Raw genomic sequence first — 15,805 nt, 5'->3', positions numbered from 1 at the left:
TTATGATAGGCTTAATCAGGCCAAATATGCTCAATCATTAGCTGGACGTTTTTTTGTCCACGATATTCGTTCACATCTAATTTAAAGGCTATTTTCGCTTTTTTGATGCTGTTATCTGGCCATCGACGAACATCAATATTAAACATAATTGCATCTAACATTGGCCCACCATTCACGGGTTCCAGCATAAGTTTCAAATGGCGCTCACCAACAAGCCTTTGCTGTAACAATTGGAATTCACCATCAAATATAGGTTCCGGAAATGCTTGTCCCCATGGGCCACTTTCTCGAATAAGTTCTGCAGTTTCTAAACAAAACTCATTGCGTGAAAGTTCGCCATCACTCCAGATTACCCCAGCCAATTGCTCAGGTTGAACTAATTCACCCATCAATAATTCAAAGTGATGTTTAAAAGCGTCAAATTGATCAACATGCAAAGTTAAGCCTGCTGCCATTGCATGGCCACCAAATTTTTGCATAATCCCGGGTTGTAATGTATTTAACCGTTCTAATGCATCCCGCATATGGACACCCTGAATGGAACGCCCAGAACCTTTTAATAAACCATCACCCGCAGGAGCAAAAGCGATAACAGGACGATGATATTGTTCTTTGATCCTTGAGGCGAGTATACCGACAACCCCCTGATGCCATTCAGGATGATAAATGGCTAAGCCATTTGGTAACTGGCTTTCACCGTATTCGAATTGATTAAAAAGCACGAGCGCTTCTTGCTGCATACCCGCTTCAATCTCACGGCGAGTTTGATTCAGCCCATCTAACTCATTTGCCAGTTCCCTTGCATACGCCATATCGTCTGTCAGTAATAATTCAATGCTCACTGACATATCATCTAATCTGCCTGCCGCATTTAGCCTAGGGCCAAGCGCAAACCCAAAATCATTTGCCACTAGTCTTGATAAATCACGTTTGGAAACCTCAATGAGGGCTTTAATACCCGCGCAACAGCGCCCAGCTCTAACACGATTTAGCCCTTGGTGAACTAAAATGCGGTTATTTGTATCAAGAGGAACCACATCTGCAACAGTTCCTAATGCAACCAAATCAAGGTACTCGGCTAAATTAGGCTCTGCTAGCCCTTGCTGCACAAACCACCCTTGCTGACGTAGATATGCACGTAAGGCAGACATTAAATAAAATGTGACACCAACCCCGGCTAATGATTTAGATGCAAAGCAACATTCATTTAAGTTCGGGTTGATTATCGCATCCGCAGCAGGCAAAGTTTCCCCCGGCAGATGGTGATCGGTAATAATTACATTCATTCCATATTGATTAGCTACTGCAACCCCTTCATGGGATGAGATGCCATTATCAACGGTAATAATGAGATTCGTTCCGCGTTTACAAGCTTCTTCGACAACCAATGGCGTTAATCCATAACCATTTTCAAAACGGTTCGGAACGATATAATTGATATTTCTATATCCCATTGATTTTAGAGCTCTAATAGCTAATGCCGTACTGGTTGCTCCATCCGCATCGAAATCCCCAACAATAGTAATAGCTTCATGTTCATTTAACGCACGATAAAGTAGGGGCAATGCCTTATCAACACCCGATAATGTCCGATAATCCAATAAATTAGCTGCTTTGCGCTCTAACTGATTGATATCCGTGATGCCCCGATGCTGGTAAATTCGTTGTAATAGCTCAGGCAAGCCAGGAAGTTGAGCGGCAGAACTTTGCTGCTGTCTTTGTTGTAAGAGTGTTTCTACATTCACAATAATTAACTATTTTTCGTTGAGTAATTGAACAAGGGCATCCGGTTTCATGTATCCAGGCAGTAATTGCCCATCCGGTAGGATGATTGCTGGTGTTCCCGTCACTTTGAATAAATTACCCACATTCATATGTTTACTTAGGTCAATTTTGCAATCTTCAATCATGGCAACTTCTTCACCTTTAAACGCTTGAGTTAATGCTTTTTGTTGTAGGCCATTGCACCAAATAGATGCCATTTTCTTTCCTACGTCGCTATCTGCACCTTGGCGTGGATAAGCCAGATAACGCACCGTGACACCTTGGCTGTTTAATTCACCAACAGATTCATGTAATTTTTTACAATAACCACAACTAATATCGGTAAAAACTGTCACAACATGCTTTTCCTGAGGGGCTTTGAAGATAATCATTTCATCTTTGAGCGCTTCTACTTTTTTCATTAATGGCTGATTACTGATATTGACTGGGTTTTTACCGCTCATATCATAAATTGGCCCTTGCAATAAATATTTGCCATCATCAGTGATATAAACAACCCCTGTTGTGGTTTCAACAACATTCAGCCCAACGATTGGCGAAGGTTTAATTACCTCAACAACCATGTTGTATTTTTCCAAAGTATCACGGATAACTTTTTCTTCTGTTGCCCCATAGACCGTGGAAGTCACAGTCGCAATACATGCAGCAGCCAATAATAACAATTTGCGTTTCATAGATAGTCCTTTAATCATGCATCACCCCCTTGGATGATGCTGCTCATGCAATACTCGTAACCGTTCAGTAGCAACATGAGTATAAATTTGGGTGGTTGAAAGATCACTATGACCTAACAACATTTGTACCACGCGTAAATCTGCCCCATGATTGAGTAAATGGGTTGCAAATGCGTGTCTAAGAACATGCGGTGAGAGTAGCTCGCTATCAATATGTGCAAGTACTGCATAATATTTTATTCGATGCCAAAACGTTTGCCGAGTCATTTTCGTGCCACGCTTACTCGGGAATAGAATATCGCTAGTTTTGCCATTTAATAAATCTGGGCGACCTTCATCAATATATTTCTCTAGCCAATATATTGCCTCTTCCCCCAAGGGAATCAATCTTTCTTTATCGCCTTTACCAACAACGCGAATAACCCCCTGCCGCAAGCTAATATCTGAAAAAGTTAAGCCGATTAATTCAGAAACACGCAAACCACAAGCATATAGCACTTCCAACATGGCCTTATCACGTAGTTCTAAAGCATCTTCGGTAGCAGGGGCATTTAATAAATCTTCAACTTGTTTTTCACTTAAATCTTTGGGTAAACGCTGCGGAATTTTGGGGGCAGCAATCACCGCAGAAGGGTCATCCAGACGGATTTTCTCCCGATACAAATATTGAAATAACCTACGCATCGCACTTAATAAACGTGCTGAACTGGTTGCTTTATATCCACAATCAATACGTTCCGCAAAAAAAGATTGTAAGTCAATTGATTGAACACTTTCTAAATGCAACTGATGCGCATCAAGCCATTTATCTAATAGTTGAAGGTCATTACGATAAGAAGCCAATGTATTTTCGGCTAGATCTTGTTCAAGCCAAATTGTATCAAGAAATTGTTCAATTAATGGATTAAGTTGTTTTGTTTCCACGACAGATAAGCTTCCTTTAGATAATACCACACGATTCTATTATGCCTGAATGTGGCTGCTTCTGTTACAATATCTCTCTTGTGATGAAAACCATAGCTGGACATAGTAATAATATATATGAAAATAGGTCTTTTTTACGGTTCTAGTACCTGTTATACCGAAATGGTTGCAGAAAAAATACGTGATATTCTCGGCGATGATTTAGTCACATTGCATAACGTTAACGATACACCGCCAGCAGAAATGGAACAGTATGATGTTCTTATTTTGGGAATACCTACGTGGGATTTTGGTGAAATACAGGAAGATTGGCTTGAAATTTGGGAAGCGCTTCCCAATCTTAACCTTGCAAATAAAATCATTGCGATGTATGGACTGGGTGACCAAATAGATTATGGCGAGTGGTTTCTTGATGCCCTTGGCATGCTCTATCATCAACTAAAACCAACTGGCGCTAAATTTGTCGGTTTCTGGCCAACTGAAGGCTATACCTTTGATAGCCCTAAACCACTCAATGAAACTGGTGATATGTTTGTTGGGCTGGCATTAGATGAAGTCCACCAGTTTGAACAAACTGATGAGCGCATCGCACAGTGGTGTGTACAAATTTTTGAGGAAATTGAAGCGTTGTTATAATGCAAGTATGGCGCAAGCTTATATTAGCTTGCTTATTGATAACCCAAAGTGAGGGTTATCTACCCTACACTAGGCTACCAATTTGATTTATCACCTATGATTTTGGTAGCCTAAATATCAGGGTATTGCAGCAATAATTGGTTTAAATTACGCCAATTCTCTTCCGACAATGCGTCTTTTGCAACCCACAAATGGAGCTTTTGTGGTTTACCTTGTAACGCTTCTAGTGTCAGTAATATACCATAGCGGGTAAGCCAAGGTGCTTTCAGTATTCTCCATTCATTTTTCTTCCACTGAACCTTATTACCATTAACCAGTACAGCAACCCCTTTTATTTTACTGATATTTTTCTGGCTCTTTGCCCAACTCGCAACGACAACCACTAATAGCGGCAACCATATCATTGAGTTACCAGGGGACCATGGAGCCAATAGTAAAAACATCCCAATGACCCCATGAACACAGGTTGAGAACAGTTGGGTTTTCCATGAAATGGAGAGATTAGATTTCCACAGGACCACGATTTTTATTTTTTTCCTGAATCAGTTTAATCATACGAAAAAGTTCGTCATCATCTGGACGACCGTGATTCATTAGCCAATTGAATAAATCAGGGTCCGCACATTCTAATAAACGGACAAATACCTGCTTATCGTGAGTTGTTAGGTCATCATATTCATACTCAAAAAACGGCATGATTGAAATATCTAATTCACGCATACCACGGCGGCATGCCCAATGAATTCGCGCTTTATTCTCAATATCCATTCTACTACGACCTTTTTTGCAGTTAACTGATTAGATTGATTATTTTCCATACTCTAACAGATTATCCGCTAAGAAAACATGTTATAGACTACATTGTTGTAATTTTAGTAGTAAAATACCGTTTTTCTACAAACAGATGATAAAAAACTATTAGATAATACAGCTTCATCATAATAACTACTTGCAATGTTATCTAGCTATTTTACCATTAGGCACCTTTATCTATCAAAGAACAACAGGTGAAATCATGACTAACCAAATTGATAGTACACAGCAATTCCCTCTCGGATCTCAGTCTTTACCACTCGTTTTGATTTCACTGGAAAACTGGGAACTTATTCACCTTCACGGCGCCGATGCAGAAAAATACCTGCAAGGCCAAGTAACCGCAGATATCGCCACACTCAAGCAATCACATGCATTAACCGCACATTGTGATCCTAAAGGTAAGATGTGGAGCGACCTCCGCCTATTCCATCATTTAGATGGCTACTCATATTTATTAAGAACCAGCGTTGCCGACTCACAACTCGCCGAACTGAAAAAATATGCTGTTTTTTCGAAAGTCACCTTTGAAAAAAAACCAGAACTGAAATTAGTCGGAGTCGCGGGTAAAGGCGCTAGAGAAGCACTGGCAACATTATTTACTGCATTACCTGACGCTCAAAACCAAGTGGTTACAGACGACGCCTCCACAATATTACATTTTGCATTACCCACAGAGCGTTTTTTAGTGATCACGAACGAAGAAACGGCACAAAAAATGGCCCAAACCTTAGGTGCTATTCAGGTCAACGATGAACAATGGTTAGCCCTTGATATCGAAGCCGGTTTTGCGGTTATCGATCAGCAAAATAGTGCCCAACATTTACCTCAAGCAACCAACTTACAAGCCCTACCTGATGGTATTAGCTTTAAAAAAGGCTGTTATACCGGTCAAGAAATGGTTGCCCGTGCAAAATTCCGTGGTGCAAATAAACGTGCGATGTACACCTTAAAAGGTACAGGTACCACTATTCCTGTCGTTGGTGAAGGTGTGGAATGGCAGCTTGGTGATAAATGGCGCCGTACAGGAACTGTTTTAGCTGCTATTCGCTTAGGTAGCGGCGAAATCTATGTGCAAGTCATTATGAATAACGATATGGAAGCGGATAGCGTTTTCCGTGTTATGGGGGATGAGCAAAGTCATCTAACTATCGCATCATTACCTTATTCATTAGAAGAGAATTAATTGGAGTTTTTATGTCATCTGCATTAGGTAACAAGCCCGTAGAGGTGGTTAATTTTGGGGCTTTTACCGAAGTCGTCCAATTTTTGATGGAATTAGATAAACTCAAAAGTGTTTATCGTAAAAATAAGTTATTGAACCGTGAACGCCAAGAAAACACAGCAGAACACAGTTGGCAATTTGCCGTTGCAGCAATGAGTTTTGCACCTTATGTTCAAGGCATTAATATCGAACATGCGATAAAACTTGCCCTTGTTCATGACATTGTTGAAATTGATGCAGGCGATGTATTGGTATTTGATAATGCCGCTCGTGATGCTATTCATGAAGAAGAAGTTAAAGCGGCTAAGCGTATTTTTAACTTACTGCCTAGCCCGCAAAATGAAACGCTATTAGCTCTGTGGAATGAATATGATGCATTAGAAACCCCGGAATCTGTGTATGCGAATGCCATTGACCGAGCGATGCCGATGCTGATGAACCTGCATAATCAAGGCCAAAGTTGGGTCGAAAACCACATTCGTCTGGAACAAGTTCTCAGTAAATGTGATTATATTCAGCAGATCCTACCTGAATTTTATCAACAACTTAAATTACAATTGGAACTCGCTCAGCAAAAAGGCTGGTTACTGTAATTTATGTCAGAAGCGGCTACAAAGCCGCTTTATTTAACGTGTTACACTCATCTAATCTATGTGTATTACCCACAGCAAGATATACTTTTCACTAATTCATTATTTTGATTTAAATAATAAACCACTTTATATTTTTTAATAATTATTAATCTCGACTTATATAGAAATACCAATATTAATAACTTGCCAATTATTAATATCGCTCCTATCTTTATCATTGAACATTTGCCAAAGAGGTTTAAAATGGAAAAATTCAATGAATATTCAAATCCTTACCTTTTACTTCTAGATGTCCATTCACCCGCTATAATTCAATTCAATAAATCAACACATCAAACAATCCCAATTATCGAAGGACTCGGTGGAACCCCTGATGGTATTGCCGTTGACCCTGCTAACCGATTAATTTATTGGAGTAATATGGGTGAAGATTATGAGGCTGACGATGGCTCCATTAATGTGATGAATTTTGATGGTACTGGCAGAAAAATACTATTGGGCAACGGAAAGATAAGAACGCCAAAACAATTGCATCTTGATTTAGTAAATCAACGATTATATTGGTGTGACCGTGAAGGTGGTATGGTTTCATCATGTAATATTGATGGTTCTGATTTATTCGTCCATGTAGCAAGACCCCGAGATAAACACAATAAAGTAGATATATTAGACCAATGTGTTGGCATTACTGTTGATGTCACAAATAATTGGATTTACTGGACTCAGAAAGGGACCCCTAAAGGTAATTTAGGTCGTATTTTTAGGGTGCCATTAACGCCTAAAATCCAACAATCGGCCAATCAACGAACTGATATTCAATTACTCCTTCAAGACCTCCCCGAACCTATTGATTTATTGCTTGATAAAGAAAACCATATTTTATATTGGACAGATAGAGGCGCTGAGCCCGATGGTAATAGCTTAAATTGTGCCAATATTTCTGCTGATGGATTAAGCCATTACAAGGTGATAAGCTGTGGTTTTAAAGAGGCTATTGGACTCACATATGATAAGCCTGCACAACTGATGTATGTGGCTGACCTTAATGGGGGGGTTTACCGAGTCATTATAGAAACAGGTGCCGTGGAAAAGCTACACCAAGGTAAAAACTATACGGGTGTCTCACAATATTTAGGTTAAATAAATCCTAAATAAATAAAGGCTTGAATTCAGTAACTCACCGAAATCAAGCCTAAAGAGTATTTAATTCACATTATATAATGGAAGTGTGCGATATATTCCTACATATAATCTTCAATCGGCACACATGAGCAGTGTAAATGACGATCCCCATACACATCATCAAGCCGTTTTACTGCTGGCCAGTATTTATTCGCTTTCGTTTGTGCTGTTGGGAATGCTGCGAGTTCACGGCTATAACTATGAGGCCACTCCCCGGCTAGCTCCGTTTGCACATGAGGCGAATTCACGAGAGGGTTATCTTCTAGTGTCCACTGCCCTTTCACGACTTGGTCAATTTCATCGCGTATCGCTAACATGGCGTCAATAAACCGATCAATTTCAGTTATGCTTTCAGACTCTGTCGGTTCAATCATTAATGTCCCTGCTACAGGGAAAGACATGGTTGGCGCATGAAAACCATAATCAATTAAGCGCTTAGCAATATCGAGCTCACTGATACCCGTATCTCTTTTAATTGGGCGTAAATCGACAATACATTCATGGGCAACATAGCCTTCTTGCCCTGTATATAAAATGTCATAACGGCCAGAAAGACGCTTGGCAATATAATTCGCATTTAAAATAGCAACTTGGCTAGCTTTACGTAGACCATAAGAGCCCATCATCCGAATATACATCCAGCTAATTGGCAAAATTGATGCACTGCCAAATGGGGCTGCAGATACCGCACCTTGGTCAGTTAACATTTCTTGCTCAACCACAGAATGCCCCGGTACGAACGGTGCCAAGTGTTTTTTCACACCGATAGGCCCCATACCTGGTCCGCCACCGCCGTGAGGGATACAGAATGTTTTATGCAAATTCAGGTGAGAAACATCCGCACCAATAAAGCCCGGTGTTGTTAACCCAACTTGAGCATTCATATTTGCACCATCAAGATATACTTGACCACCATATTGGTGAATAATTTCACACACTTCACGAATACTTTCTTCATATACCCCGTGGGTTGATGGGTAAGTTACCATCACACAAGAAAGAGCTTCGCTATGTTGCTGAGCTTTTTCACGTAAATCCGTTAAATCGATATTACCTTCATCATCACAACGCACTACCACCACTTCCATACCTGCCATATGCGCAGAGGCAGGATTGGTACCGTGAGCAGAAGCCGGGATCAAACAAATATTTCGCTCCCCTTCATTGCGACTCTCATGGTAACGACGAATAGCTAATAAACCTGCATATTCACCTTGAGCCCCTGAGTTAGGTTGCATACAAACCGCATCATAACCGGTCAATTGTACTAACCAATGAGAAAGCTGTTCTATCATTTGATGATAACCTTGCGCCTGCTCAGGTGGACAAAACGGATGTAGCTCGCCAAATTCAGGCCAGGTAATTGGGATCATTTCCGCAGCCGCATTAAGCTTCATGGTACAAGAACCCAGAGGGATCATAGCTTGGTTTAATGCTAAATCTTTGCGCTCTAAGCTATGCATGTAGCGCATCATTTCGGTTTCACTGTGGTAACGATGAAAGTTGGGATGTACTAAAATTTCATCATCACGTCTCATCGTGTTTGGAATTGCTTGTTCTGTCGCGGAAACTGACTGATCTAGTTTTTCAAAATCCAGCTTAGTTTCGACGCCGGTGATCACTGCAAACAATTCATTTAAATCTTGGCGGGTCGTGATTTCACTAAAAGTCACGCCAACTGCACCACGAATATCAGTACGTAAATTCACTTTGGCTTTTTCAGCACGCGCTAGCACTGCTGTTTTGTCTGCGACTTCAATGCAAAGTGTATCAAACCAAGTTTTATGGCGTGATACGAAACCTGCATCTGCTAATGCCTTGGCAAAAATAGAGCTAAAGCGATGAATGCGCTCTGCAATTATTTTCAGCCCTTTTGGCCCATGATAAACCGCATACATGGCTGCGATATTGGCTAACAGCACTTGGGATGTACAAATATTCGAGTTCGCTTTTTCACGGCGAATATGTTGTTCACGGGTTTGCATCGCCATACGCAGTGCGGTATTACCTGCTGCATCCCGTGACACACCGATAATACGTCCCGGCATTGCCCGTTTAAATTCGTCACGACAAGCAAAGAAGGCCGCATGTGGCCCACCATACCCCATCGGGACGCCAAAACGCTGTGCTGAACCGAAGACAATATCCGCCCCTTGCTTACCCGGTGCAGTGAGCAATACTAGCGCCATCATATCTGCTGCAACGCAACTGACAATTTTACGCTCTTTTAATTGGGCAAATAGCGAACTGTAGTCATGGACATTACCTGTCGTGCCAACCTGTTGAAGTAACACACCAAAAACACCTTCGTGTTCCAGTGCTTTCTCTGCGCTATCCACAATCACTTCAAAACCAAAAGTACCCGCACGCGTGCGAACGACATCTAGCGTTTGCGGATGAACATCATCTGCTACAAAAAAGCGTTCTGCATCTTTCAGTTTGCTGATCCGTTTTGCCATTGCCATAGCTTCAGCCGCAGCAGTGGCTTCATCTAATAACGACGCAGAGGCAAGGTCTAACCCCGTAAGGTCGATAGTTACCTGTTGAAAATTCAATAATGATTCTAAACGACCTTGTGACACCTCCGGTTGGTATGGCGTATAAGCGGTATACCAACCCGGGTTTTCTAATAAATTACGCAAAATAACCGGCGGAAGCACTGCAGGCGCATACCCCATACCAATGTAGCTTTTATAGCGCTTATTGAGTGACGCTATCGCTTTTAATTCAGCTAAGGCTTCTTGCTCAGTTGCTCCCCCACCCACTCTTGGTGGCTCTGCAAGCAAAATGGCTTTAGGGACAATTTTGTCCATCAAAGCATCTAATGACGTTGCACCCACGGTGTCTAACATGGTTTTTAATTGTTGTTCTGATGAACCAATATGGCGCGAAATGAATTCTGAACGGTTTTCTAATTGACTCAGTGACATCGACATATCTGTGTTCCCATCCTTTGTCTGCTATGCATAAGTTGTAGGGCGGTTATTACGGAACTTGCGAGATAACGCTTAAAATCAATAATATTGCGGTTGTTTCTTATTTCTAACTAATTAGATTTTATCAATCCTCTAAATAGCTCATCTTATGGCTATCACTAAAAAGTGTTTATTCTAAATAGTTTGCGTTGTGGCTAGGCGGCAAACCAATGAGACCCTAGGAGCATACATAAGTATGTGACTAGGGCGAGAGAGCGAAGCCAACACCGCCACAGCAACCAAAAGTGTTTATTCTAAATAGTTTGCGTTGTGGCTAGGCGGCAAACCAATGAGATCCTAGGAACATACATAAGTATGTGACTAGGGCGAGAGAGCGAAGCCAACACCGCCACAGCAACCAAAAGTGTTTATTCTAAATAGTTTGCGTTGTGGCTAGGCGGCAAGCAAATGAGACCCTAGGAGCATACATAAGTATGTGACTAGGGCGAGAGAGCGAAGCCAACACCGCCACAACACAAAATATGACGAATAAACTATTCTTCGGCTTCGATCATAGAGGTATACCCCGCCGCATCAATCAAATCCGCCAGCTCTGCGGTATCGGATGCTTTAATGCGGAAAATCCAACCTTCTTGATACGGCTGTTCATTTACGAGTTCTGGCGCGTCATTTAACTCACTATTAACCGCCACAATTTCGCCACTCAGTGGTGCGTAAATATCAGATGCTGCTTTAACTGATTCGACGACTGCAACGTCATCACCTGCACTTACCGCCGTTCCCACCTCGGGTAAATCAACAAACACCATGTCACCCAACGTTTCTTGCGCATGTTCGGTGATACCAACTGTAAATTCACCATTACCTTCATCGCGCAGCCACTCATGTTCACGGGTGTACATTAATTCTTTAGGTGTATTGCTCATCATTAGCCTCTCAATTTTTAAATTTATTAATCAGATTCGCCCAAATTACACTAAGCAGTTACCTTCACGGACAAAGCCCGGTTTAACAACTTCAACTGGCATTTCTCTTTGTCTGATTTCAACAATTGCTTTGTCTTGAATTCCGTTCGGGACACGCGCTAACGCAATACTGAAGCCAAGGGTTGGCGAGAAAGAGCCGCTGGTTATTACCCCTTCTTGTAGTTTCCCCAGTTCATCAGTAAAGCGAACAACTTGCCCTGCACGCAGTATACCTTTTTCACGCATCACAATACCGACAAGTTTTTCAGTACCTTGTTCGCGTAATTTTTCCAATGCTTCACGGCCAATAAATTGGCGATCTTCTGGTTTCCAAGAGATCGTCCATCCCATATTCGCGGCTAATGGTGAAATCGTTTCATCCATATCTTGCCCATATAGGTTCATACCGGCTTCAAGGCGCAAAGTATCCCGCGCCCCTAAGCCCGCTGGGTGTACCCCTGCCTTAAGCAGTTTATGCCAAAATTCAACGACCTGCTCTTTAGGCATAGCAATTTCATAACCTTTTTCGCCGGTATAGCCCGTGGTTGCGATGAACAAATCTCCAGTTTGAATACCATAAAATGGTTTCATTCCTTCAATGGCGCTATTTTGTTCCGAACTCAGTAATGAATGAACCTTTTCTGGTGCTTGCGGCCCTTGGACAGCTAATAACGCTAAGTCATCGCGAACACGAATTTCAACGGCATAACCTTTAGCATGTTGTTCAATCCAAGCGAGGTCTTTATCGCGTGTTGCTGAGTTGACGACGAGACGATAAAAGTCATCAGCGAGGTAATACACAATCAGGTCATCAATAACACCACCTGAAGCATTCAGCATGCCTGTATATAAGGCTTTACCTTGCTCTGTAAGTTTATTGATATCGTTGGCGAGAAGATAACGAAGAAAATCACGACAGCCTTCGCCGTGTAAATCGACAATAGTCATATGGGAAACATCAAACATCCCTGCTTCGGTTCTGACAAAATTATGTTCATTGATCTGCGAACCATAATGCAACGGCATCATCCAACCATGAAAATCGACCATTTTTGCACCGCAGGCTATATGTTCATCATATAGCGTTGTTTGCTTTACCATGAATACCCTCTTTACATTATTAATTAATATGACAGGGTGATTGCGTAGTGAAAATTATCCATCTGCAACAAAGTCGCGAGATAATTTTAACCCGACGCAAACGATAACTTTTAAAAAACCTACCACTGTTTGCAGTTCTATTCTATAAAAAAAAATAGGGCGACCATCCATCTGTATTACTGATTGCGCTCTGATTTTGCCAGTGCTTTTTGTTAAATAATTGAGAATGATCACTCAAAACCCTTACATTTAGCGTCTAGGAGCTCAAAATATCATCAATTAAAGAATTTAAATGATAGCTTCGCCAATAAAACTCATCACACCAATATAAATAAAACTAATGCGAAAAATGAATGTAATTAGTTTTTTTCAGTCATGATAAAAAGAGAAAAGTCTGCTATTCATACTAAAACAAGATCGGCAGGGTTATTTCGTATACAGAAACCAGTGATGACACTTTGTATATTGAAATTAAAAAAGAAAAAGACACAATTTATAAGATTGTGCCTTTGCAGAAAGGGATTTAGAGAGTGTCTTCGACTTGTAACTGTTCCAGCCACTTCGGCATATCAAACAGCCCCATCGCATGGTTCAATAATTGCGGTTTAACACCCGGTAAGCTGTCCGCTAAAACCAGCCCGATATCACGAAGTAATTTCTTCGCAGGGTTATTGCCATCAAACAATTCACGGAAGCCTTGCATACCAGCTAACATCAACGCTGCACTGTGCTTACGGCTGCGCTCGTAATCACGCAAGTATAAATATTGACCAAAGTCTTTACCTTCGCGGTGCAAACGTTTAATTTCACCGATCAACATAGCCACATCCATAAACCCAAGGTTAACCCCTTGGCCTGCTAATGGATGAATGGTATGTGCCGCATCCCCCAACAGAGCTAAGCGTTGAGCTGCAAATTGCCTTGCATAACGCCCTGTGAGAGGAATGGTTAATCGCTCACTTTCCACTTGGCAAAGACCCAGACGAACATCAAATGAAACCGCCAGTTCTTTATTAAAATCAGCAGGTTCTAAAGATTGACGCCTAGCTGCTTCAGTGGCAGATTGAGACCAGACAATCGAGCAAAGATGTGGGTCACTTAATGGTAAAAACGCCAAAATACCTTCACCATCAAAAGCTTGTCGAGCAACGCCTTCGTGAGGTTTTTCGGTTCGGATCGTAGCAACTAACGCGGTATGTTCATAATCCCAAAAGGTTAATGGGATATCAGCATGGCTACGCAACCACGAGTTTGCCCCATCAGCCCCCACAATCAACCGTGCCGTTAACATGTTTTCATCATCTAACGTAATGAAAACATCATTTTCTCCCCACACCACTTTTTTAATTGTTGCGGGGGCCAATAATGTCACATCGCGAAGCTGAGACGCCTTTTGCCATAGTGCATCACGTACAACATTATTCTCAACAATATGCCCTAAATGCGTCAGGTTACGTTCTTGAGCGGTAAAAGAAATACGCCCAAAGCTATCGTTATCCCAAACTTCCATGCCATTATATGCAGAAGCTCGCATTCCTTTAATAGTTGACCATACACCTAAGTGGGTCAGTAACTTTTCACTTGCCGCATTAATAGCAGATACCCTTAATGCATGCGGCTCTGCTACACTAAATGGCAGCTTAGGTGGATGAGTCTCAATTACCGCAACACGAAGCCCACTCCCTTCAAGCCCACAAGCGACTGCTAACCCAACCATACCACCACCGGCGATAACCACATCAAATGATTGCATATTTTTTATTCCTCTTTATTTCGTGGTTATTGGTGTGCAACCCAACCCAATGTTTGGCGAGCCAAAACATCACGAGCTGGCGGTAACATTTCCATTGCCATTAAACCTAAGTTACGCCCGACAATAAGCGGTAAACAGCGATTCGCAAATAAACGAACCAAACCGTCGGTTATCGTAACCGTTTTGTCTCTATCTAACGCTCTGGCTTGCTGGTATTGGCTGAGTAATGAATAACGGCCAATGTCTTGCCCTTTCGCGTTTGCATCTACCACAATGTGAGCCAGTTGCATCACATCACGGATACCTAAATTAAAGCCTTGCCCCGCAATAGGATGCAGGGTCTGAGCAGCGTTCCCCACTAACACGACTCGATGACTAACAGGGTTAAGCGCCTTACGTAATACCAATGGATAACAATGACGCTTACCGGCCATGACGATTTCGCCTAGCCGCCAGCCGAATGCTTGCTGTAATTTATCCTTGAACGTCTCATCATCCCAAGACCTAATTGTGTCAGCTTGTTCTTGCTGATGGCACCAAACCAATGAACTACGGCCTTGTGACATTGGCAACAAGGCTAATGGGCCAAATTCCGTAAAGCGTTCAAAGGCTTGGCCTTGTGGGTCTATGGCGGTTTTCACATTCGCGATAATAGCCACTTGCCCATAATCGTCCTGTTGCCATTGCATATGGCAGGCTTTACCAATCGCGGAATGGCTGCCATCCGCAGCAATCAGTAATTCCCCTGTCACCTTATCTCCATTATTCAAGGTGACCGTCACAATCTCTTGTTCACGATGGACATTTTCTACTTTTGCAGGGCAATAAAGGGTTACACCGGGGGCTTTACGTAACAATGAAAACAGGCGGGCGCCAGCTTCGTGCAGCTCAATAACATTGCCTAGAGCATCGATATGATAATCATCGGCTACGATATTCACAAAACCAGCATGGCCCCTATCAGACACATGAACATGATTAATGGGGGTCACACAATCCGCTAAAGCAGGCCAAATGCCTATTTTTGCTAACGACTGACAAGTACCGTGGGCTAGCGCAATCGCACGTGCGTCGAACCCCGGATGTTTGCCATCAGGCAAAGCTGCCTCGATTAATGAAACCGATAATTTTCCTTGGCTAAGGGATGATATCGCCAGTGCTAATGTTGCACCCGCCATACCGCCCCCCACGATGATCACATTCATGCGTTGTTTATTA

Annotated in this window: 14 protein-coding genes; 4 read left to right on the top strand and 10 right to left on the bottom strand. The window is 42.0% G+C overall.

Translation table 11 applies throughout. The features are described 5' to 3' along the window. Positions 1-11 precede the first annotated feature (11 nt). The 3 genes from recJ to xerD are packed head-to-tail and all read right to left on the bottom strand — an operon-like array spanning position 12 to position 3,383. Positions 12-1,745 carry a single-stranded-DNA-specific exonuclease RecJ gene (gene recJ / locus M1F26_RS06305; protein ID WP_140170977.1) on the bottom strand — a complete coding sequence of 578 codons (1,734 nt, stop codon included), beginning with the start codon at positions 1,743-1,745 and terminating at the stop codon, positions 12-14. 9 nt (positions 1,746-1,754) lie between these two features. Beyond that, positions 1,755-2,459 (bottom strand): bifunctional protein-disulfide isomerase/oxidoreductase DsbC, encoded by a 705-nt coding sequence (gene dsbC / locus M1F26_RS06300; RefSeq protein ID WP_140170979.1) that lies wholly within the window; start codon positions 2,457-2,459, stop codon positions 1,755-1,757. 21 nt (positions 2,460-2,480) lie between these two features. Beyond that, positions 2,481-3,383 (bottom strand): site-specific tyrosine recombinase XerD, encoded by a 903-nt coding sequence (gene xerD / locus M1F26_RS06295; RefSeq protein ID WP_004261814.1) that lies wholly within the window; start codon positions 3,381-3,383, stop codon positions 2,481-2,483. Positions 3,384-3,500: 117 nt separating this feature from the next. On the opposite strand from xerD, the gene fldB reads away from it, so the two are divergent. Continuing rightward, positions 3,501-4,019, top strand: coding sequence for a flavodoxin FldB (fldB, locus tag M1F26_RS06290; protein ID WP_140170981.1), 519 nt, complete (start codon positions 3,501-3,503; stop codon positions 4,017-4,019). Between the two features lie 110 nt (positions 4,020-4,129). On the opposite strand, the gene M1F26_RS06285 is transcribed toward fldB, so the two are convergent. Next, positions 4,130-4,540, bottom strand: coding sequence for a protein YgfX (locus M1F26_RS06285; protein ID WP_036958456.1), 411 nt, complete (start codon positions 4,538-4,540; stop codon positions 4,130-4,132). After that, positions 4,521-4,787 carry an FAD assembly factor SdhE gene (gene sdhE / locus M1F26_RS06280; RefSeq protein ID WP_004261864.1) on the bottom strand — a complete coding sequence of 89 codons (267 nt, stop codon included), beginning with the start codon at positions 4,785-4,787 and terminating at the stop codon, positions 4,521-4,523. Before sdhE ends, M1F26_RS06285 begins: the two co-directional genes overlap by 20 nt. Positions 4,788-5,034: 247 nt before the next feature. Between sdhE and ygfZ the strand changes: the two genes are divergently transcribed. The 3 genes from ygfZ (at position 5,035) to M1F26_RS06265 (ending at position 7,790) form a co-directional block, all read left to right on the top strand. Next, positions 5,035-6,018 (top strand): tRNA-modifying protein YgfZ, encoded by a 984-nt coding sequence (gene ygfZ / locus M1F26_RS06275; protein WP_140170983.1) that lies wholly within the window; start codon positions 5,035-5,037, stop codon positions 6,016-6,018. 11 nt (positions 6,019-6,029) lie between these two features. Next, positions 6,030-6,650: an HD domain-containing protein gene (locus M1F26_RS06270; RefSeq protein WP_004261871.1), complete on the top strand. Its 621-nt coding sequence runs from the start codon at positions 6,030-6,032 to the stop codon at positions 6,648-6,650. A 243-nt stretch (positions 6,651-6,893) separates the two neighbouring features. After that, positions 6,894-7,790 carry a YncE family protein gene (locus M1F26_RS06265; RefSeq protein WP_180359477.1) on the top strand — a complete coding sequence of 299 codons (897 nt, stop codon included), beginning with the start codon at positions 6,894-6,896 and terminating at the stop codon, positions 7,788-7,790. Between the two features lie 101 nt (positions 7,791-7,891). Here M1F26_RS06265 and gcvP read toward each other — a convergent pair whose 3' ends face one another. The 5 genes from gcvP to ubiH form a co-directional block, all read right to left on the bottom strand. Continuing rightward, positions 7,892-10,768, bottom strand: coding sequence for an aminomethyl-transferring glycine dehydrogenase (gene gcvP, locus M1F26_RS06260; protein ID WP_140170987.1), 2,877 nt, complete (start codon positions 10,766-10,768; stop codon positions 7,892-7,894). Positions 10,769-11,301: 533 nt separating this feature from the next. Further along, positions 11,302-11,694, bottom strand: coding sequence for a glycine cleavage system protein GcvH (gene gcvH / locus M1F26_RS06255; RefSeq protein WP_036958523.1), 393 nt, complete (start codon positions 11,692-11,694; stop codon positions 11,302-11,304). 45 nt (positions 11,695-11,739) lie between these two features. Then, complete coding sequence (gene gcvT / locus M1F26_RS06250) at positions 11,740-12,834, bottom strand: glycine cleavage system aminomethyltransferase GcvT (RefSeq protein ID WP_096863171.1); 1,095 nt, start codon at positions 12,832-12,834, stop codon at positions 11,740-11,742. A 523-nt stretch (positions 12,835-13,357) separates the two neighbouring features. Further along, on the bottom strand, positions 13,358-14,587 hold the full coding sequence (gene ubiI, locus M1F26_RS06245; RefSeq protein ID WP_140170989.1) for an FAD-dependent 2-octaprenylphenol hydroxylase: 1,230 nt from the start codon (positions 14,585-14,587) through the stop codon (positions 13,358-13,360). 26 nt (positions 14,588-14,613) lie between these two features. Next, positions 14,614-15,792, bottom strand: coding sequence for a 2-octaprenyl-6-methoxyphenyl hydroxylase (gene ubiH, locus M1F26_RS06240; protein WP_094962993.1), 1,179 nt, complete (start codon positions 15,790-15,792; stop codon positions 14,614-14,616). Positions 15,793-15,805: the final 13 nt, after the last annotated feature.

The organism is Providencia sp. PROV048 (assembly GCF_033688165.1).
GTDB lineage: Bacteria > Pseudomonadota > Gammaproteobacteria > Enterobacterales > Enterobacteriaceae > Providencia > Providencia hangzhouensis.
Note: the sequence above shows the minus strand (reverse complement) of the source record. Positions and strands in the feature narration are given on the sequence as shown.

Coding starts and splice junctions, on each gene's coding strand:
- gcvP (WP_140170987.1), bottom strand. CDS start 10,768: ATGTCGATGTCACTGAGTCAATTAGAAAACCGTTCAGAATTCATTTCG.
- gcvT (WP_096863171.1), bottom strand. CDS start 12,834: ATGGTAAAGCAAACAACGCTATATGATGAACATATAGCCTGCGGTGCA.
- gcvH (WP_036958523.1), bottom strand. CDS start 11,694: ATGAGCAATACACCTAAAGAATTAATGTACACCCGTGAACATGAGTGG.
- ubiI (WP_140170989.1), bottom strand. CDS start 14,587: ATGCAATCATTTGATGTGGTTATCGCCGGTGGTGGTATGGTTGGGTTA.
- fldB (WP_140170981.1), top strand. CDS start 3,501: ATGAAAATAGGTCTTTTTTACGGTTCTAGTACCTGTTATACCGAAATG.
- M1F26_RS06270 (WP_004261871.1), top strand. CDS start 6,030: ATGTCATCTGCATTAGGTAACAAGCCCGTAGAGGTGGTTAATTTTGGG.
- sdhE (WP_004261864.1), bottom strand. CDS start 4,787: ATGGATATTGAGAATAAAGCGCGAATTCATTGGGCATGCCGCCGTGGT.
- M1F26_RS06265 (WP_180359477.1), top strand. CDS start 6,894: ATGGAAAAATTCAATGAATATTCAAATCCTTACCTTTTACTTCTAGAT.
- ubiH (WP_094962993.1), bottom strand. CDS start 15,792: ATGAATGTGATCATCGTGGGGGGCGGTATGGCGGGTGCAACATTAGCA.
- ygfZ (WP_140170983.1), top strand. CDS start 5,035: ATGACTAACCAAATTGATAGTACACAGCAATTCCCTCTCGGATCTCAG.
- dsbC (WP_140170979.1), bottom strand. CDS start 2,459: ATGAAACGCAAATTGTTATTATTGGCTGCTGCATGTATTGCGACTGTG.